Below are 17595 nucleotides of genomic sequence, written 5' to 3'. Positions count from 1 at the left end.
CGGCGGATGGCAGGATTGGCGTGTGCTCGACCTTCCTGACCTGCCGGTGCGCCCGGTTCTCGACGACCTCGCGCGGGCGCTGGCCGACCACGGCACGTCGGTGCTGGTGGCGCCGCCCGGGACGGGCAAGACGACGCTGGTCCCGCTGGCGCTGGCCGAGCGCGGGTTGCGGGTCGTGGTGGCCGAGCCCCGGAGGCTGGCGACCCGGGCCGCGGCGGCGCGGATGGCGGGCCTGCTCGGCGAGGAGGTCGGGCGGCGCGTCGGCTACTCGGTGCGGGGTGAGCGCCGCCGCGGGCCGGAGACGGTCGTCGAGGTGGTCACCTCCGGCCTGCTGGTGCGGCGGTTGCAGGCGGATCCCGAACTGCCCGGGGTCGACGTCGTGGTGCTCGACGAGTGCCACGAGCGGCACCTCGACGCCGATCTGCTCCTCGCGCTGCTGCTCGACGCGCGGGAGGGGCTGCGGCCGGACCTGCGGGTCCTGGCTACCTCGGCGACCGTGGCCGCCGACCGCGCCGCCGAACTCCTCGGCGACGCGCCGGTGCTGACCGCGCACGCCCGGACGCACCCCGTGCGGACCGAGCACCTGCCGCCGCTGCGCGGCGAGCGGATCGAGGCGTGCGTGGCGCGGGCGGTGCGCACCGCGTTGTCCGAACAGGACGGTGACGTCCTCGCGTTCCTGCCCGGTGCCGGGGAGATCAGGCGCGTCTCGGGACTCCTTGCCGATCTGTCCGATGTGGACGTGCGGCCGCTGCACGGGCGGCTCGCGCCCGGCGAGCAGGACGCGGCGCTGCGGGAGGGGGCTCGCCGCCGGGTCGTGCTGGCCACGGCGGTGGCCGAGTCGAGCCTGACCGTGCCCGGGGTGCGCGCGGTGGTCGACTCGGGGTTGGCTCGGATGTCCCGCGTGGACACCCGGCGCGGGCTGGCCGGGCTGGTCACGGTGCGGGTGTCGGCGGCGGTCGCCGACCAGCGGGCCGGGCGCGCCGGGCGCGAGGGGCCGGGCGTGGTCTACCGCTGCTGGCCGGAGCACGAGCACAGCACGCTGCCCGCGCACCCGGAACCGGAGATCCGCACCGCGGACCTGACCCGGCTCGCGCTGGAGCTGGCCTGCTGGGGCACGCCGGACGGCTCGGCGTTGACCTGGTGGGACGAGCCGCCCGCCGGACCGCTGGCCGCGGGCCGGGAGGTGCTGCGCGGCCTCGGCGCGCTCGACGGCGGCGTCACGCCGCGCGGGCGGCGGATGGCCGAACTCGGCCTGCACCCGAGGCTCGCCCGGGCGCTGCTCGACGGCGCCGAGGCGGTCGGCGACGAGCTCGCGGCCGAGGTCGTGGCGCTGCTCGACGACGACACCGCGACCACCGAGACCGACGTGCTCACGGCGCTGTCCCGGCTGCGCGGGGACGCTCCGGGCAGCCGGCGGTGGCGCCGCGAGGTCGGCAGGCTGCGCCGCGCCGTCCCGTCCCGCGGCGGGAGCAGCGGCGATGCGGCGCTCGTCGTGGCCCTGGCCCACCCGGAACGCCTCGCGCGGCGCCGGTCGGCGGATTCGGCGGAGTACCTGATGGCGTCCGGCACCGCCGTCGAACTGCCCGCGAATTCGGGCCTGCGCGGCTCGGAGTGGCTGGCGGTGGCCGTCGCCGACCGCTCCCCCGGCAGCGCCCGCGGCACCATCCGCCTCGCCGCGCCCGCCGACGAGGACCTGGCCCGCGCCGCGGCACTGGCGCTGCTCACCCGCACCGACGAGATCGGCTGGTCCGACGGCGACGTGCGCGCGGTCCGCGTCGAGCGGCTCGGCGCGATCACCCTCGACCAGCGGCCGATCAACGATCCCGACCCGGCCGCGGTCCGCCGGGCCCTGCTGGACGGCCTGCACGCCGAGGGCCTGGAACCGCTGTCCTGGAACGAGGAATCCCGCCGGCTGCGGCAGCGGCTGGGTTTCCTGCACGCCGCCCTCGGCGACCCGTGGCCGCCCACCGACGACGAGTCCCTGCTCCAGCGGGCCGACCAGTGGCTGGAACCGGAGCTGTCCCGGGCGCGGCGCCGCGCCGACCTGCGGTTGTCGGCCGACGTCGCGTTGCGGCGGCTGATCCCGTGGTCCGCCCGGCTGGACGACCTCGCACCCGACCGGATCGAGGTGCCCTCGGGCTCGCGCATCCGCGTGGACTACCGCGGCGACCAGGCCGTGCTGCCGGTCAAGTTGCAGGAGGTCTTCGGCTGGACGCGGGTGCCGCACGTCGCCGACGGCCGGGTGCCCGTGGTGCTGCACCTGCTCTCCCCGGCGGGTCGTCCGGCCGCGGTGACCGCGGACCTGGAGTCCTTCTGGCGCACCGGCTACCCGCAGGTCCGCGCCGAACTCCGCGGTCGCTACCCGAAGCACCCGTGGCCCGAGGACCCCACCACCGCCCCGGCGACCCGCCGCACCAAGCCGCGCTGAGGCCGGACGTTCTGCGCGGCGGGGCCGGAACCCGCGGCGGAGCACCCGCTACCGGCGTCGGTCTGCCATCACACCGCGATGCGGTCCAGCGGGACGTCCCGGCGCTCCTGGACGAACATGGCGCTGATCGCGAGCACAGCGTAGGCCGCTCCGGCGAACAGCGCGATCGCGAGCGCGATACCGACCCGGTCGGCCAGGATGCCCACGGCCAGCGGGAAGAGTGCGCCGATGCCGCGTCCGAAGTTGTAGGCGAACGCCTGTCCGGTCGCGCGCACTTCCGTGGGGAACTGCTCGCTCAACAGCGGGCCGATGGCACTGAAGTACGCCGAGCTGAACACCCCCAACGGGAAGCACAGCAGCGTGAACACCGCCGTGCCGGTGTTGAGCAGCACGAAGGGGATCACGATGAGGAACGCTCCGACCGAGGTGACCAGGATCGTGCTGCGGCGGCCGATCCCGTCGGTGAGCCACGCGCCGAGCAGGTATCCGACGAACGCACCCCCGATGATCAGCGCGAGTGTGGCCCCCAGGCCGTAGACGTTCAGGCCGCGCCGCGAGGAGAGGAACTGCGGAAGCCACGTCGTCAACGCGTAGTAGCCGCCCTGCGCACCGATCCCGAGCACGCAGCACAGCAGGGTGTGCCGGATCAGCGCAGGAGCGAAGATCCGCAGAGTTTCCCGGAGCCGAGCGTGCTCACCGCGCGCCAGCGCCGGTTCCGGCACGGAGCGGCGCAGGTAGAACACCAGCAATGCCGGGAGAACACCCAGCCCGAACAGCACCCGCCACGTCCACTCCGGCGGCAACAGCGCGGCGACCAGGACGAACAACCCGACCGCGACGGCCCAGCCGACCGCCCAGCCGGACTGCACCGTGCCCACGGCGCGACCGCGGATGCTCGGGCGCACGGTTTCGGCCATGAGCACCGCGCCGATCGCCCATTCGCCCCCGAAACCGAGTCCCATGAGTGCGCGCAGCACACCCAGCTGGACCGGATCCTGCGCCAACCCGCACAGCAGCGTGAACACCGAGAACCACAACACGGTGAGCTGCAGCATCCGGACCCGGCCGTAGCGGTCGGCGAGCATGCCCGCCAGCCAACCGCCCACCGCCGAGGCCAGCAGGGTGGCCGTGCCGATCGCTCCGGCTTGGGCGTTGTTGTGCAGGAACCGGGTGCTCAGCAAGATCGGAATGAGCAAGCTGTACACCTGCACGTCGGCCGCGTCCGTCGCCCATCCGCCGAAGCACGCCCAGAACGTCCGACGTTCGGTGCGGTCCATCCGCCCGAACCACGTGCGTGCCGCACGTGTGGCCGCGGACCGGCTCTCCGGTGTTCGTCCGCTCATGGCGATTCCCGCTCGTCACAGCTCGACCAGGAATCAGTCTGAGGTATTCGGGCTCCGGCTGTGAAGCTGACGAGCCCCGGCGGTGCATGTCGGTTACGCGCATTGTGGAAACAGAAGATGGCCGAGGTCACCCGCGAGTGGGCCGAGAGCCGCCGGGGCACCGCGCGAACGTCGAGGTAGCGGTTCCGCAGGCGCGTACCGGCGGGTGTCGGGGGTGGCGGACATGATCGGCGCTCGTCACTGTCGGCCCGTTCGAGGGGGCGCCGTTGGCATCCGCAGTGGAACAGCTCGGCCAGGCGATCGCGACCGCGGTGAGCAAGATCGAGGCGGCGGCCGGTGCGCTCACCGAGGCGATCGATCGGTGTGAAGAGGGAAACGGGCACCTCGCGACGGCACTGCAGGGCGCCACTGACGACGAGGTGCTCGCCGCCGCGCAAGTTCAGCAGACCGTGCCGCAGGAACTCGCACCTGTGCGTCAACAGGTGCAGGCGATCGCGACACAGCTCGGCGCCTACCGGGAACGAAACGGGATTCCCTCGGGCGCCCCGCCGGGCACCACGGCGGCCCCCGCTTCGCCCGCGACCAGCTCGGCGCCGTCCAGCTCGCGGCCGTCAGCCCCGCCACGCTCGGAGCTACCGCGCCCGCCTCGCGCTGGCAAGACGCACGGCCGGTGGATCAACAGCAACGGCGACGCGGTGATGCTGGAAAGCGGCAAGGGCGGCGAGTACTACAAGGCCGCCCGGCAGCGCGCCGTCGAACTCGGGTTGACCTACGGCCGACCGAACGCCGAGGCCGCCATTTCCCGGCACGTCGAGGTGCAGTTCGCGATGCGGATGAACGACCAGAACATCACCGACGCCGAGATCGAGATCAACCGCCGGGTGTGTGGCACGACGCCGGGCAGGGATGATGACCTACCGGATACCTGCGACAAGTGGCTTGAGCGGTTCCTGCCGCCGGGAAGCACACTGAGGGTCAAGGACGGGAGCAGCCCGAACGGGAGGCTCTACCGAGGCAAGGAAGGGGACCGATGACCATCGACGCCCGTTGGGCCGTGTTCACCGAAGATGGTGCGGAACGCGGGGCGAACCTCCTCGTGAAGGACCGTGACCAGGTGCGCGAGCTGGTTGAGCTGCTCGCCGACGAGGCCGCCGACGTGGCGCGGTTGATCCACCGCGACCGGCCGCTGTGGGACACCGAACGTGGGTTCTTCGACCACGACGTCTACGCCACCGTCCGCGACGGGTTCGGTTACCTCTCCTACCAGGACGCCAACCGGGACAAGGCGTATCCCGTTGGTGACCCGACCTCGGAGGGCTGCGAGTTCGACGACGATGACTTTCCGCCCGGTTCGGGCCTGCCGGTCGAGCGGTTCGCCGAGGTGCTCGTCGAGTTCCTCACCAGCGCTGACCGGCCCGCCTCCGTGACGTGGCGCGACGAACACCCCGAGGCCGCGGGCGAGTGACTCGGCGACGGCCAGGCCAGTACCGACCCTAGGTCAACGGACAGGTGGTGATGCCGGGTTTCACCGGTCGCCGCCCTTCGTTGGGATCAGCTCGGCCAGTAGGTCGCGAATGTGGCGGTCGAGCTCGTCGCGGATCTTGCGGACTTCGTCGACACTCTTTCCGGCGGGGTCGGTGAGTTCCCAGTCTAGGTAGCGCTTGCCGGGGAAGACGGGGCAGGCGTCGCCGCAGCCCATGGTGATGACCACGTCGGCGGCCTGGACCGCGTCGGTGCTGAGCTTCTTCGGAAACTCCTGGGAGAGATCGAGGCCGAGTTCGTTCATGACTTCACGACGGCGGGATTGACGGTGTCGGCGGGTGCGGACCCGGCGGAGCGGACGGTGACCTTGCCCTGGGCGTGGTGGTGCAGCAGCGCGGCGGCCATCTGGGAGCGCCCGGCGTTGTGGACGCAGACGAACAGCACTTCGGGGGCTGGTGGGCACGACGGCTCCTTGGTTCTTGGCGATGTCGGCCAGCCGTTCGCGGGCGTAGCGGGTGGCCAGGGTGGTCAGGTGGGTGTGCACACGCGCCGTCGCGGCGATCTGCTGGTAGATGTCGGCGAGGACGGCGTGAATGGTTTCCGTCGCGAACACGCCCGGGAACTGGGCGTGCAGGTCGGTGGCCGCGTGATCGAGCAGGGCGGCCACCGCCTCGTTGGTCGGCCGGTATTCCTCGGCGTCGTGGTGGCTAGGGGGTAGTGCGGACATGGTCGGCCTCCGGTGTGGCGGAGGGGCTGAACCAGCGCCGTGCCGCCAGTGAGACGTAGACCAAGGCGACCAGCACGGGAACCTCGATGAGCGGTCCGACGACCCCAGCGAGGGCTTGGCCGCTGGTGACGCCGAAGGTCGCGATGGCCACGGCGATGGCGAGTTCGAAGTTGTTGCCCGCCGCGGTGAACGACAGCGTCACCGACCGCTCGTAGCTCAGTCTGATGGCCTTGCCCAGCGCGAAGGAACCGGCCCAGATGATCGCGAAGTAGGCCAGCAGCGGCACCGCGATCCGGACGACGTCGACCGGGTGGCTGGTGATCTGGTCGCCTTGCAGGGCGAAAAGGATCACGATGGTGAACAGCAGCCCGTACAGGGCCACCAGGCCGATCTTGGGCAGGAACCGGGTTTCGTACCAGTCCCGGCCCTTAGCTCGCTCGCCGAACTTGCGCGTCAGGTACCCCGCCACCAGCGGAATGCCGAGGAAGATCAGGACGGACCTGGCGATCTGCCACGCCGAGACCTCAAGGCCGACCATGGGCAGGCCGAGCCAGCCCGGCAGCACCGAGAGGTAGAACCAGCCGAGACCGGCGAACGCGATCACCTGGAACACCGAGTTCAACGCCACCAGCACGGCGGCGGCCTCCCGGTCCCCACACGCGAGGTCGTTCCAGATGATCACCATCGCGATGCAACGGGCCAGGCCCACGATGATCAGTCCGGTGCGGTATTCGGGCAGGTCCGGTAGGAACACCCACGCCAAGGCGAACATGACCGCCGGACCCACGACCCAGTTCAGCACCAGCGAGGACACCATCAGGCGTTTGTCGCTGGTGACGGTGTCCAGCCGGTCATAGCGGACCTTGGCCAGCACCGGGTACATCATCACCAGCAGGCCCAGCGCGATCGGCAGCGAGATCCCGTCGACCTGCACCGCGTCCAACGCCGTGCCGAGCCCGGGAATCCAGCGCCCGGCCAGCAGGCCGGCCACCATCGCCGCGCCGATCCACACAGGCAGCAACCGGTCCAGCGTCGACAACCGCGCCACTACGGGTACTTCTGCTGCGCGGGTCATGCGGTGACCGTCCCGGCGTCGGCGGGCACCAGTACGGACGAGATGGCCCGCAGGGTCTCGGGGCGTACCCGGTAGTAGATCCAGGTCCCGCGCCGTTCGCCCTCGATCACCCCGGCTTCGCGCAACACCTTGAGGTGGTGCGAGATCGTCGGCCCGGACAGCTCGAACGCCCCGGTCAGATCGCACACGCACGCCTCGCCGCCCGCGTGCGAGGCGATCAGCGACAGCAGCCGCAGGCGCACCGGTTCACCAATCGCCTTGAACACCCGTGCCAGCTCGGTCGACTGCTCCGCACTCAACGGAGCCCGCATCACCGGCGAGCAGCACAGAGCCGCGTCGTCGACCTGCGCGTCTTGTTTCGACATACTTCTATCTTGACATTCATCGAACCAAGGAGGCAAGCTGGCATCATTATCTGATTAGATGAACATCTAAACAAGGAGATGAGATGTCTCGCATGCAACTCGCCCTTCGGGTTGGCGACCTCGAAGGATCGATCGCGTTCTACTCGAAGCTCTTCGGCGCCGAACCGGCCAAGCTGCGGCCGGGCTACGCCAACTTCGCCATCGCCGAACCGCCGCTCAAGCTCGTGCTGTTGGAGGGTGAGCCCGGTCAGGACACGGTGATGGACCACCTCGGCGTCGCGGTCGACAGCACCGAGCAGGTCGATGGCGCCACCGAACGGCTCAAGGCGCTCGGCTTGTTTACCGAGGTCGAGGAAGACACGACCTGCTGCTACGCCCGGCAGGACAAGGTGTGGGTCCACGGGCCCGGCCGCGAACCCTGGGAGGTCTACGTCGTCAAGGCCGACTCCCAGACCTTCAGCGCGGCCCCCGCGGAGTCCGGGGCGCAGTGCTGCACCAGGCAGCGCGGTCGCGACGGCGTTGCCCACTTCGGTCCTGATGGTCTCGACGTCGAGGTCGCGGTCGGTGGCTAGGAGTTCGGCGAGCTTGTTCGCCGTCGCGTCGAGCGCGGCGAGGCGCTGCTCGACCGCGGCGAGTTTGGCCTCGTTGCGGAACCCGACGGCGTTGCCGTCCATGAGGCCGTCGATCGGCCACACGGGCGAACGACCGGCGACGCGGCCCTCGTCGCTGTACTGCAGGACCGCCACCGGCAGCCCGCCGTAGCCGCCCCACAAGCCGTCGAGCCACCCGCGGTTGCGGGCGTAGACGTCGGCGGGAGCCCCGGCCCGGCTGTTCGGATAGCGGCTGTACCAAAGGGGCGGGAGCGCGGACAGCGACGGGCGACCGATCTGCCGCCAATACCACTCGGGCAGGTACAGCAACGGAGTTCGCCACCCGGCCGCGTTGAGCCGGTGCGTGATATCGCGGGCGAGCGCGGCATTCCCACCGCCGGCCTCGACGTCGAGGATCACCCCGACCTCGCGGGGCACCGTGCGCATGATGTGCTCGGCCTGCGCTGCGGCGCCGATGTCACCCTCTTGGTAGTGGTAGACGGCGTGCAGCAGCCCGGCGGCGCGCGCCTGGTCGAGGTGGCGGCGAAACTGCGGATCGACGCGCGTGCCCTGACTGGCCTTGATGATCACAAAGTCGATGCCCTCGCGCTTGGCGCGGTGCAAGTCGATTCCGGCCTGATACCGGGAAATGTCGATACCCCAAAGGATCGGGATCACCTTCTCTCCCAGCCGGTTTTCCGGCGGCGGCGCAGGGTCAGCTCGTCGGGCAGCTCGGGCACATGCAGTTCGTGCGCGCCCATCGCGGAGCGAAGCTCGTAGACGTGGGCGAGCGCGATCTCGAACCGGTCGCGGAGGTCGGCGAGCTCGGCCTCGACCTGGTCGACGTCGGCCGAGACAAGGTCGGTGCGCACCTTCTGCCGGTTGATCAGGTAGCCGGTGATCACGGTCGCGAGCCCGGTGATCCCGGCGAAGATGGAGCCGATTAGCGCCGGGTCCATGTCGAACCCCCTCGCGGGTAGGCGTTCGCGAGCAGCAGCGCGTGAATCGCGATCGAGGTCGCCAGGCCCGCGCCGACCACGCCGTAGACGTTGCCGAGCACGAACGCGGTAGCCCACAACGCCGCGGCGTAGAACGACATGCAGCCTGCGGCGGCGATGTGGGCGCCTCGCTGCCAGTGGCCGACGACGAGTGTGGTCGCGACGAACACAGCGGTAGCGCCGAACAGACCCGGCAGCAGGGGGCCGAGGCGGTCGAGGTACCCGACGACCCCGAGGCCGAGCCGCGGCGGCGCGACCGTGTCGTAGACGGCGGCCGAGGCGAGCGCGATGAGAATCCCGATCGACGCGATGGGCCGGAAAGCGGCCGGGGACATGGTTCTACGCACTCGGGTTGACGTAGTAGTCGGTCAACGGGACCAAGCCCGCGAGGTCACGGCGGGCGGAGTCGTGGCGCCATGTGGCGCCGTCATCGGAACAGATCACGACCTGCTCGCCCACGGCATAAGTCAGCGAGGCCCCGCCGATGATGATGAGCAGGGTGTCGGTACCCGCCTGCATCACGGTCGCCTTGATCCCGTGCGCGGTGAACAGTGCTTGGATCTCGGCGAGGTTCTGCCCCGACCAGCCGACCGAGGCCCATTGGGTCGGGGCCTCGACGAACTTCGGGTAGGTCGCCGCGAGGCTGCTGAGGTTGGTTGCCGCGTCGGTCACGAGCGCCTCATTTCGGGTTGGAAAAGGAGAACCGCCGACCCGTTGGTGCTGGTCGACGGTTGTGGTGTTCCGACCGGACGCCGCCCCTGTTCCTCTGGACGTAGGCGTAGGCGTTGCCGCGCAACAGCTGCCAGGCGAGCAGCTGCCCGAAGAATTCCGCGCTATCGAGGTTCGGGTTCGGGGCGTCGGTGATCAGCGGCACGAGCGGGTGATCGTCGACGCGGACCCGGCCGCCGGACTTCGCGCGGTACACGCCGACCGGCAGCATCGACCCGGTCTCGGAGAGCAGCCGCACGCAGGAGTAGACCGCGCCGATCTGCAGCGCTTTCTCGGGCGTGACCGACACGCCCGCGCTACTGCCGGTGCCGCGCAGGGGTGGCATGGCGCGGCGGTTGCTGCTGCGGTGCTCAAGAGGAAGCGGTCACCGCCGCCACGGCCACCCGTCGCACCGAGGCGCGGTGACTCACTTCGCGGCGCGCGCCCGCAGCGCGGCGTAGAGCGCGGCGGCGATGCCCATGCCGACGGGCAGGGAGAGGTCCACCCCGCCCATCGCGCGAGCGAGCGGGCCGGTGTAGAGGTGGGTGTCCACGCACAGCAGCGCCGCCGCGGCGCCGACGAGCAGCGCGGTGACCCCGGCCGGGTTGACGCCGCGGGTGTACCAGAACGGTCCGTCCGGTGTTTCGTCCGCCAGTTCCGGGCCGTGGTAGCGGTTGCGGCGCAGCAGGATGTCGGCGGCGTAGATCGCCGTGCTGGGGCCGAGCAGCACGACGGTCAGCTGCAGCACGTTGCTGACGGTGTCGAGGAAGTCCGACACCAGCAGCGCGTACAGCGTCAGCGCGACGCCGAGGGTCCCGTCCACCAGGACGCTGAGCGACCGGCGGATCCGCACGCCCATGGCCTGCAGGGCCAGACCGGAGCTGTAGGTCGTCATCGCGTTGAGCGCGATGGTGCCCAGCACGAGCGCCAGGGGGAACACCGGCCGGAACCACGCGGGCAGGATGCTCTCCAGCCCGGTCTGCGGGTCGCTCATGTCGACGACGGTGGCGGCGAGCGCGCCCAGCGAGGTCACCACGACCCCGGGCAGGAATCCGCCGAGCGCGGTCCAGCCCAGGACCGCCTTCGCCGAGGTCGCGCTCGGCAGGTAGCGGGAGAAGTCGGCGCTGTTGGTGTACGACAGCGGTCCGGAGGCCATCAGGCTGATGCCGCCGAGGACCGCCGCCCACAGGGCGCTGCCGTGCAGCGGGGCCGGGGGTGCGTAGTTCCAGCGGGCGTGCGCGACGACGCAGACCGCGACGACGGCGAACGCCACCGCCAGGACCACGGTGATCCGTGCGTAGAGCTTGACGATCGTGGCGTGTCCGTAGACGCCGATCGTCAGGGTGACCGCGGCGATGGCCACCACGACCAGGATCTTGACGCCGGTGTTCGGCACCACGCCCGCCTTGCTCACCAGGGAGAACGCCGCGATGGCCGCGGCGGCCATGTTCAGCGCCACGTAGCAGACGCAGACCGCCCAGCCGGTGATGGCGATGTTGACCCGGTTGCCGCGGATGCCGTACTGCGCCCGCATGACGACTTCGCTGGGTGTTCCGGAGGCGGGGCCCGAGACGGCCAGCAGTCCCACCAGCACCCAGAACAGGTTGCCCACCACGATCACCGCGAAGGACTGCCACAGCGACAGCCCCATCAGCACGAGGGTGCCGCCGACCACCAGGCTCAGGTAGTTGACGTTGGCCGCCGCCCAGACGGTGAACAGTTCGCGCGGGCGTCCGTGCCGTTCGGCTTCGGGGATGTGCTCGATGCCGCGGGTTTCGATCTTCCCGGCGCGGTCGGTCGTCGGGGAGCCGTTCGGAACGTCCGTGCGTGGGGCGGGATGCGTGGATGCCATGGAGTCCTCCGATGACCGCCTCGGGCACCTGCTTGCTTATTGGTCGGACACTCAATAGCATCGCCGGCATGTCGTCAAGCGCTCAGCGCAAGCGAATCCGCAAATCGCCGACCGACCGGCGCGCGGAGATCGTCGCCGCGGCGGCGACCATCGCGCTGACCGAGGGCCTGGAGGCGATCACGCTGCGCCGGGTGGCCGAGGAACTCGGCGTGCGACCGGGGCTGATCAGTCACTACTTCCCCGCCGTCGAGGAACTCGTGGCCGAGGCGTTCGGCACCGCCGCACAGTCCGAATTGGACACTCTGCTGCCTGCCGACCGCGGCGACGCGACACCCACCGAACACCTCGCGCGCTTCTTCGCGCACGCGGCGGGCGAGGCGTTCGACGACGTCAGCCGGCTGTGGATCAACGCCCGGCACCTCAGCCGCTACCGCCCGGCGCTGCGCAACCGGGTCGGCCACCAGCAGTCGCGGTGGCGCGACCGACTGGCCAACCTCATCCGCGACGGCGTCCGAAGTGGACAATTCCGGACCGACGACGCGCAGCTCGCGGCCATGCGGATCCTGGTCGTCATCGACGGCCTCGGCGCGCACGCCAACAGCGACTCCAGCGACCAGCCCGACGCCGTGACGTCGATGGCCGTCACCACGGCCGAACGCGAACTCGGCCTGCCCCACGGCACGCTGCGCCCGGACTCGGCGACAGCCTGATCACCACCCCGGAACCGAGGAGCCCTCGTGCGCACCAGTCTCGTCCTGCTCTCCGCCCGCCTGCTCGACCCGATCTCCGGACTCCTGCCGGAAACCGCCCTCGCGGTTGCCGACGGGCGGATCGCGGCGCTGGGCGACGCCCGCGAGATCCGCGCGCTCGCGGACTCCTCGACCACCGTGGTCGACCTCGGCGGCGCCGTGGTGACACCCGGTCTCGTCGACGGCCACCTGCATCCCGTCACGGGCGCCGAACTCACCCGCGGGCTGGACCTGTCCGGCTGCGCCGACCTCGACGAGGTGCGCGACGCCCTGGCCCTGGAAGCCTCCTGCCTGGCGCCCGGTGCCTGGCTGCGCGGCTGGGGGCTGGACCCGAACGTCTTCGGCGACCGGCCCGTCGAAGCCGCCGCGCTGGCACCGGTGCTCGACGGGATCCCGGCCCTCCTCCAGCTCTTCGACGCGCACTCGGTGCTGGCCAGCGACCGGGCGCTGGAACTCGCCGGGGTGGACGGCCCGCGGCGGTTCGACCAGGCCGCCGAGGTGGTCTGCGACGAGCGGGGACGGCCGACCGGGCTGCTGTTGGAGGACGCCGCCTGCGAACTCGTCGAGCGCGCCGCGCCGCAGCCCACGCGCGCCGAACGGCGCGACCGGATCGCCGAGGTGCTGCGGGCGATGGCGGCCACCGGTCTCACCGGCGGGCACGTCATGGACGCCAACGGCGACAGCCTCGACCTCTACGCGGAACTCGACGCCGACGACGCGCTGCCGCTGCGGCTGCGCATCGCGCCGTGGTGCCAGCCCGGCACCGACGACGACGGACTGCGGGAACTCGTCGCGCAGCAGGGCACCGGCGGACGGCTCTGGCGGGTCGCCGGGGTCAAGCTGTTCATGGACGGCACGATCGACAACGGCACCGCGTGGCTGGAACACCCGGACTGCCACAGCGAATCCGCGCACGCCTTCTGGCCGGACCCGGACGCCTACGCGCGGATCATCGCCGAGCTGCACCGCGCGGGCGTGCCGACGGCCACCCACGCGATCGGCGACGCGGCGGTGCGCCACGCGCTCGACTCCGTCGAGAACGCGGTCGCGCGCGGGGGCGCGGGCGCGCGGCACCGCATCGAGCACATCGAAACCGTCCCCGACGACACGGTGCGCCGGTTCGCCCGCGCGGGCGTCATCGCGTCCATGCAGCCCACCCACTGCTGCGACTTCACCCGCGCCGACCACACCGACAACTGGTCCCGCCGCCTCGGCGAGGAGCGCGCCTCCCGCGCCTGGCGCTGCCGCGACCTGTGGGAGTCGGGCGCGACCGTCGTGCTCGGCTCGGACTGGCCGATCGCCGACCACGACCCGCGCGCGGTCATGGCCGGCGCCCGCCACCGCCGCCCGGGCCGGGACCTGACGCGTCCCCCGCACAACCCCGACCAGGCCCTGACCGCCCAGCAGGCCCTGCAGGGCATCACCCGCAACCCGGCGTTCGCCGCGGGCGAGGAGGACCACGCCGGTCGCCTCGCCGTCGGCCACCGCGCCGACCTCACCGCCTTCGCCGAGGACCCGCTGCGCACACCCGACACCGACCTGCCCGAACTCCCCGTCGTCCTGACCGTCCTCGATGGACGGACGACGCACCGGGACGCGAGTGTGTAGCGCGAGGACAACCACGGTCCACGACGCGGCCACCGCGTCTTCTCCAAGACCCGACGCACGTCGTGCCGAACCAGGTCGGGCGGATCACTCCGATCAGGACAGCAGGCGGGTGATCCAGTCACGTCGAGCGGTGCGGGCTCGGCGGGCGACGGTGGAGTCGGGAACGAACAGGTCGAATCCGTGGAAGGCGCCGGGCCAGATGTGGAGTTCGGCGTCTCCACCGCAGCTCCAGATGCGCTGCGCGTAGGCGACGGTTTCGTCCCGGAAGGTTTCCGCGGAGCCTGCTTCGAGGTAAGCCGGGGGCAGGTCCGACAGGTTTCGGGAACGTGCCGGTGCCGCGTACTCGGGTGGGTTGTCGCGCAGTTCTCCGAGCACGCTGTCCCAAGCCGTCCGGTTGGAGACGTCGTCCCAGACGCCGCGTCCGCGCATCTGCCGCGCGGACAGCGACTCGTTGCGGTCGTCGAGCATGGGGTAGAGCAGAACCTGGCCGCGCGGCCGCACCTCTCCCGAGTCGCGAGCGCGCAGTGCCAGACCGGCGGCCAGGTTGGCCCCGGCGCTGCCGCCGTAGAGGATGATCGACTCGGCATCGCCGCCGATGTCCGCGGCGTGGCGGGCGGTCCACAGCAGCGCGGCGTAGGCGTCGTCGTGTGCGGCGGGGAAAGGGTGTTCGGGCGCGAGGCGGTACTCGACCGAGACGGTGACCGCTGCGATGTCCGCGGCGAGGTCGAGGACGTCCGGTAGGCCGAACCGGCTGTTCCCCATGATCAGTCCGCCGCCATGGGTCGTGAACAGCACCGGACACCCGCTCGGGCGATCAGCCGGAACCGCGAGCAGGAGGTCCACCGAGGGGTTGCCGGGCAGGCCGGGTACCGCGAGTTCGGAGACGGCGAACCGGGGGTCGGAAGCGATGAGTTCGAACGAGGGTGTCCGGTGGGCGATCGCTTCGCGCTCGGTCTGCACGGTGTCCGGGGTGATTCCCACGGATACGCCCGGCACACCCATCGCTTCCAGGGCGGCCCGGAGTTGTGGATCGAACTCCGGCGCGGGGTGGACCGGATCGGCGACGGACATGGTTCTCCCTTGTGGCACGCGAATTCGCGGTGCCCGGTCGGTAACTACGGGGTGGTGTGCCGGTGCAGCGACGACCTCAGCTGCGCGGTGATCGCCTCGGCTGCGGCGAGGAAGGATTCGACGTCGACACCGGCATCGGAGGCGGCGCCGCGGAACCCCTCGGAGAGGAACACCGCGCAGTCGCGTTCGATGTCGGCTCCGGACCGGGTGAGCCGGACGCGGCGACGGCGCCCGTGCTGCGGGTCGTCCTCGACCAGGCACCAGCCTTGCTCGATCAGACCGGGCAACATGCGGCTGATGGCCGCATCCCCGATCCCGAGCCGACCGGCGAGCTCGTGCTGGGTCGACGTGCCGTCCCGCCGCAGCGCCCGCAGGACCCGGTACCGCGCGAACGAGATCCCGTGCCGCTGGCCCAGGAGGGCATCTGCCGCCTGTCCCAGCTCGGCCGACAACTCGTGGACGGTCACCGCCGGATCGATGCTCACGCCACTATATTGACGCATCAATATTGACGTGTCAAGACCTGTCGATGCTCGCCGATCTGGTCGGGCGGATGCCGGAGCGGCGAGGGCGGGTGCTCGTCGAACGCGTTCGGCAACGTGGCGGGCATCGTGACGCCGATCGTCATCGGCTACACCGTGCAGGCGACCGGCTCGTTCGACGTGGCGCTGTGGTTCGTCGCCGCGCACGGGCTGGTGGCGCTGCTGGGCTTCGCCGTGATGGGCACGATCCGGCGCATCCGGTTCGACTGACCCACCACAGTGGACACCGACCGGAAGGGGACATGACTCCACCATCCACATCGGACAGAATCACCGCGGTGCGGATCTCCTCGGTGGCGCTGCCGCTGCCCACCCCATCAGCGATGCGAAGGTGCTCACCGGGACCGCGCGACGCATGTGCCGCGCCCTGGAACCGCTGGGCCTGGTCTGGATCGAAGAACCCCTGGACGCCCACGACTTCGAGGGCCACGCGGTGCTCGCGTCGACCTTCGACACCCCGATCGCCACCGGCGAGATGCTGACCAGCACGGCCGAGCACGCCGAGCTGATCCGCGCGGGCGGCGCCGACGTCGCGCAACCGGACGCCCCGCGCATCGGCGGCATCACCCGGTTCCTCAAGGTGATGGCGTTGGCCGACCACCGGAACCTGCAACTCGCCCCGCACTTCGCCATGGAGATCCACGTCCACCTCGCCGCGGCCTACGCCCGCGAACCGTGGGTCGAGCACTTCGAATGGTTGGACCCGCTGTTCGACGAGCACCTGGAGATCGCGGACGGCCGGATGCACCTGTCCCCGCGCCCCGGTCTCGGCGCGAGCATCAGCGACCAGGTGCGCGCCTGCACCGTCGCCGAGCACGAGATCCGCGCCTGAACCGGCGATCGGCGGCCGAGCACGCCCGACCGGGCCGTTGGGGGGCCCTGCCATTACCCGGAACAGCACGTCCTCCCGCACCGGCGTCTCCGGCGGTTCGATGGGTGGTGTCCGGGGCGGACGAGAGCCCCGGACGGTTCGGACGGACGAGACGATTCGGGATGTCGATGCGAGCGACCGTGATGTACGGGGCCGGTGACGTGCGGGTGGAGGACGTGCCCGACGCGGGGCTGCGGGAACCGACCGATGCCGTGGTGCGCGTGGTGCTGTCGTGCATCTGCGGCAGCGACCTGTGGCCGTACGCCTCGATGCCGTCCTCATCGCCGGGCAGGCGCATGGGGCACGAGTTCCTCGGCGTGGTCGAGGAGGTCGGCCCGGAGGTGTCCGGGTTCCGCGCCGGCGACGTCGTGGTGTCACCGTTCACCTGGGCCGACGGCAGTTGCGACTTCTGCGCCGCTGGCCTGCACACCTCCTGCCGCCACGGCGGCCGGTACGGAGCCGACGGCGTGGACGGCGGCCAGGGCGAGGCCGTGCGGGTGCCGCAGGCCGACGGCACGCTGGTCCGGCTGCCGGTCGGCGAGGACTCCGCGCTGCTGCCGTCGCTGCTGACGCTGTCGGACGTGTTCTGCACCGGCCACCACGGCGCGGTCACCACCGGGGTCGGACCGGGCACCGCGGTGACGGTCATCGGGGACGGCGCGGTCGGGCTGTGCGCGGTGCTGGCCGCCCGGCGGCTCGGCGCGGAGCGGATCCTGCTGATGGGCCGCCACGCCGAACGCACCGACCTCGGCCGCGAGTTCGGCGCCACCGACGTGATCGCGCAACGCGGTGCGGAAGGCGTCGCGAGGGTGCGCGAGCTGACCCGCGGCGACGGCACGCACGCGGTCATCGAGTGCGTCGGCACCGGGCAGGCCCTGGAGACCGCGCTCGGCGTGGTCCGCGACGGCGGCGCGGTCAGCAGGCTCGGCGTGTCGCAGTACACCGAGGTCCCGATGGGGTTCGACGCGTTCATGCGCAACATCACCCTGACCGGCGGCGCGGCCCCGGCGCGGGCCTACATCGAGCAGCTGCTCCCCGACGTCCTCGACGGGGCGGTCCAGCCCGGCCGGGTCTTCGACCGCACCGTCGGCCTGGACGAGGTGCACGGCGGCTACCGCGCGATGGCCGACCGCGAGGCGCTGAAGGTCCTCGTCCGCCCCTGATCACCCCGCGAACACGGAGGGAA

Annotated in this window: 19 protein-coding genes and 3 pseudogenes; 9 read left to right on the top strand and 13 right to left on the bottom strand. The window is 71.4% G+C overall.

Going from position 1 to position 17595, the window contains the following annotated elements:
- Nucleotides 1–22 precede the first annotated feature (22 nt).
- Nucleotides 23–2428 (top strand): ATP-dependent helicase HrpB, encoded by a 2406-nt coding sequence (gene hrpB / locus NV263_RS12140; RefSeq protein WP_263253085.1) that lies wholly within the window; start codon nt 23–25, stop codon nt 2426–2428.
- A gap of 68 nt (nt 2429–2496) precedes the next feature.
- Here hrpB and NV263_RS12135 read toward each other — a convergent pair whose 3' ends face one another.
- Nucleotides 2497–3705, bottom strand: coding sequence for an MFS transporter (locus tag NV263_RS12135; protein WP_263253084.1), 1209 nt, complete (start codon nt 3703–3705; stop codon nt 2497–2499).
- Between the two features lie 332 nt (nt 3706–4037).
- Between NV263_RS12135 and NV263_RS12130 the strand changes: the two genes are divergently transcribed.
- Together NV263_RS12130 and NV263_RS12125 are read left to right on the top strand one after the other, a co-directional pair.
- On the top strand, nt 4038–4805 hold the full coding sequence (locus NV263_RS12130) for a DddA-like double-stranded DNA deaminase toxin (protein WP_263253083.1): 768 nt from the start codon (nt 4038–4040) through the stop codon (nt 4803–4805).
- Entirely contained in the window at nt 4802–5236 is a 435-nt protein-coding gene (locus NV263_RS12125) for an Imm1 family immunity protein (protein WP_263253081.1), read from the top strand. The genes NV263_RS12130 and NV263_RS12125 overlap by 4 nt, the downstream gene beginning before the upstream one ends.
- 60 nt (nt 5237–5296) lie before the next feature.
- Here the strand turns inward: NV263_RS12125 and NV263_RS12120 are convergent.
- The 4 genes and pseudogenes from NV263_RS12120 to NV263_RS12105 form a co-directional block, all read right to left on the bottom strand.
- Nucleotides 5297–5658, bottom strand: a pseudogene (locus NV263_RS12120) (arsenate reductase ArsC).
- 88 nt (nt 5659–5746) lie between these two features.
- Nucleotides 5747–5980: pseudogene (locus NV263_RS30695) on the bottom strand (three-helix bundle dimerization domain-containing protein); the annotation flags it as partial.
- Nucleotides 5961–7055, bottom strand: a complete 1095-nt coding sequence (gene arsB, locus NV263_RS12110) for an ACR3 family arsenite efflux transporter (protein WP_263253078.1) — start codon at nt 7053–7055, stop codon at nt 5961–5963. The gene arsB and the pseudogene NV263_RS30695, both read right to left, overlap by 20 nt.
- Nucleotides 7052–7420, bottom strand: a complete 369-nt coding sequence (locus tag NV263_RS12105; RefSeq protein ID WP_263253077.1) for an ArsR/SmtB family transcription factor — start codon at nt 7418–7420, stop codon at nt 7052–7054. Before NV263_RS12105 ends, arsB begins: the two co-directional genes overlap by 4 nt.
- Before the next feature lie 83 nt (nt 7421–7503).
- Between NV263_RS12105 and NV263_RS12100 the strand changes: the two genes are divergently transcribed.
- Complete coding sequence (locus NV263_RS12100) at nt 7504–7992, top strand: ArsI/CadI family heavy metal resistance metalloenzyme (protein ID WP_263254169.1); 489 nt, start codon at nt 7504–7506, stop codon at nt 7990–7992.
- Between the two features lie 144 nt (nt 7993–8136).
- On the opposite strand, the pseudogene NV263_RS12095 reads toward NV263_RS12100, so the two are convergent.
- The 6 genes and pseudogenes from NV263_RS12095 to NV263_RS12070 form a co-directional block, all read right to left on the bottom strand.
- A pseudogene (locus tag NV263_RS12095) lies at nt 8137–8688 on the bottom strand (glycoside hydrolase family 25 protein); the annotation flags it as partial.
- Nucleotides 8685–8969 (bottom strand): hypothetical protein, encoded by a 285-nt coding sequence (locus tag NV263_RS12090; RefSeq protein ID WP_263253076.1) that lies wholly within the window; start codon nt 8967–8969, stop codon nt 8685–8687. The pseudogene NV263_RS12095 and the gene NV263_RS12090, both read right to left, overlap by 4 nt.
- On the bottom strand, nt 8954–9355 hold the full coding sequence (locus tag NV263_RS12085; protein WP_263253074.1) for a hypothetical protein: 402 nt from the start codon (nt 9353–9355) through the stop codon (nt 8954–8956). Before NV263_RS12085 ends, NV263_RS12090 begins: the two co-directional genes overlap by 16 nt.
- Entirely contained in the window at nt 9348–9680 is a 333-nt protein-coding gene (locus NV263_RS12080; RefSeq protein WP_263253072.1) for a hypothetical protein, read from the bottom strand. Before NV263_RS12080 ends, NV263_RS12085 begins: the two co-directional genes overlap by 8 nt.
- Before the next feature lie 7 nt (nt 9681–9687).
- A complete protein-coding gene (locus NV263_RS12075; RefSeq protein WP_263253071.1) occupies nt 9688–10062 on the bottom strand; it encodes a phage portal protein in 375 nt (124 codons plus the stop codon).
- 81 nt (nt 10063–10143) lie between these two features.
- On the bottom strand, nt 10144–11568 hold the full coding sequence (locus tag NV263_RS12070; RefSeq protein WP_263253070.1) for a purine-cytosine permease family protein: 1425 nt from the start codon (nt 11566–11568) through the stop codon (nt 10144–10146).
- 68 nt (nt 11569–11636) lie between these two features.
- Here NV263_RS12070 and NV263_RS12065 point away from each other — a divergent pair, with 68 nt between their 5' ends.
- Both NV263_RS12065 and NV263_RS12060 read left to right on the top strand, forming a co-directional pair.
- Complete coding sequence (locus NV263_RS12065) at nt 11637–12278, top strand: TetR/AcrR family transcriptional regulator (protein WP_263253069.1); 642 nt, start codon at nt 11637–11639, stop codon at nt 12276–12278.
- Nucleotides 12279–12305: 27 nt separating this feature from the next.
- Complete coding sequence (locus NV263_RS12060; protein WP_263253067.1) at nt 12306–13925, top strand: amidohydrolase; 1620 nt, start codon at nt 12306–12308, stop codon at nt 13923–13925.
- Nucleotides 13926–14018: 93 nt separating this feature from the next.
- On the opposite strand, the gene NV263_RS12055 is transcribed toward NV263_RS12060, so the two are convergent.
- Nucleotides 14019–14996 (bottom strand): alpha/beta hydrolase, encoded by a 978-nt coding sequence (locus NV263_RS12055; RefSeq protein ID WP_263253066.1) that lies wholly within the window; start codon nt 14994–14996, stop codon nt 14019–14021.
- A 44-nt stretch (nt 14997–15040) separates the two neighbouring features.
- Entirely contained in the window at nt 15041–15481 is a 441-nt protein-coding gene (locus tag NV263_RS12050; RefSeq protein WP_263253064.1) for a MarR family winged helix-turn-helix transcriptional regulator, read from the bottom strand.
- 114 nt (nt 15482–15595) lie between these two features.
- On the opposite strand from NV263_RS12050, the gene NV263_RS12045 reads away from it, so the two are divergent.
- The 3 genes from NV263_RS12045 to NV263_RS12035 all read left to right on the top strand — a co-directional run bounded on the left by NV263_RS12045 (nt 15596) and on the right by NV263_RS12035 (nt 17572).
- A complete protein-coding gene (locus NV263_RS12045) occupies nt 15596–15748 on the top strand; it encodes a hypothetical protein (RefSeq protein WP_263253063.1) in 153 nt (50 codons plus the stop codon).
- 121 nt (nt 15749–15869) lie between these two features.
- A complete protein-coding gene (locus NV263_RS12040; protein WP_317630418.1) occupies nt 15870–16370 on the top strand; it encodes an enolase C-terminal domain-like protein in 501 nt (166 codons plus the stop codon).
- A 167-nt stretch (nt 16371–16537) separates the two neighbouring features.
- Complete coding sequence (locus NV263_RS12035; RefSeq protein ID WP_263253062.1) at nt 16538–17572, top strand: zinc-binding dehydrogenase; 1035 nt, start codon at nt 16538–16540, stop codon at nt 17570–17572.
- Nucleotides 17573–17595 lie beyond the last annotated feature (23 nt).

Source organism: Saccharopolyspora rosea (assembly GCF_025643595.1).
GTDB classification, from domain to species: Bacteria; Actinomycetota; Actinomycetes; order Mycobacteriales; family Pseudonocardiaceae; genus Saccharopolyspora; species Saccharopolyspora rosea.
This window is presented reverse-complemented; position numbering and strand designations above follow the sequence as displayed.

Coding starts and splice junctions, on each gene's coding strand:
- NV263_RS12135 (WP_263253084.1), bottom strand. CDS start 3,705: ATGGACCGCACCGAACGTCGGACGTTCTGGGCGTGCTTCGGCGGATGG.
- NV263_RS12125 (WP_263253081.1), top strand. CDS start 4,802: ATGACCATCGACGCCCGTTGGGCCGTGTTCACCGAAGATGGTGCGGAA.
- arsB (WP_263253078.1), bottom strand. CDS start 7,055: ATGACCCGCGCAGCAGAAGTACCCGTAGTGGCGCGGTTGTCGACGCTG.
- NV263_RS12105 (WP_263253077.1), bottom strand. CDS start 7,420: ATGTCGAAACAAGACGCGCAGGTCGACGACGCGGCTCTGTGCTGCTCG.
- NV263_RS12100 (WP_263254169.1), top strand. CDS start 7,504: ATGTCTCGCATGCAACTCGCCCTTCGGGTTGGCGACCTCGAAGGATCG.
- NV263_RS12090 (WP_263253076.1), bottom strand. CDS start 8,969: ATGGACCCGGCGCTAATCGGCTCCATCTTCGCCGGGATCACCGGGCTC.
- NV263_RS12075 (WP_263253071.1), bottom strand. CDS start 10,062: ATGCCACCCCTGCGCGGCACCGGCAGTAGCGCGGGCGTGTCGGTCACG.
- NV263_RS12070 (WP_263253070.1), bottom strand. CDS start 11,568: ATGGCATCCACGCATCCCGCCCCACGCACGGACGTTCCGAACGGCTCC.
- NV263_RS12065 (WP_263253069.1), top strand. CDS start 11,637: ATGTCGTCAAGCGCTCAGCGCAAGCGAATCCGCAAATCGCCGACCGAC.
- NV263_RS12055 (WP_263253066.1), bottom strand. CDS start 14,996: ATGTCCGTCGCCGATCCGGTCCACCCCGCGCCGGAGTTCGATCCACAA.
- NV263_RS12035 (WP_263253062.1), top strand. CDS start 16,538: ATGCGAGCGACCGTGATGTACGGGGCCGGTGACGTGCGGGTGGAGGAC.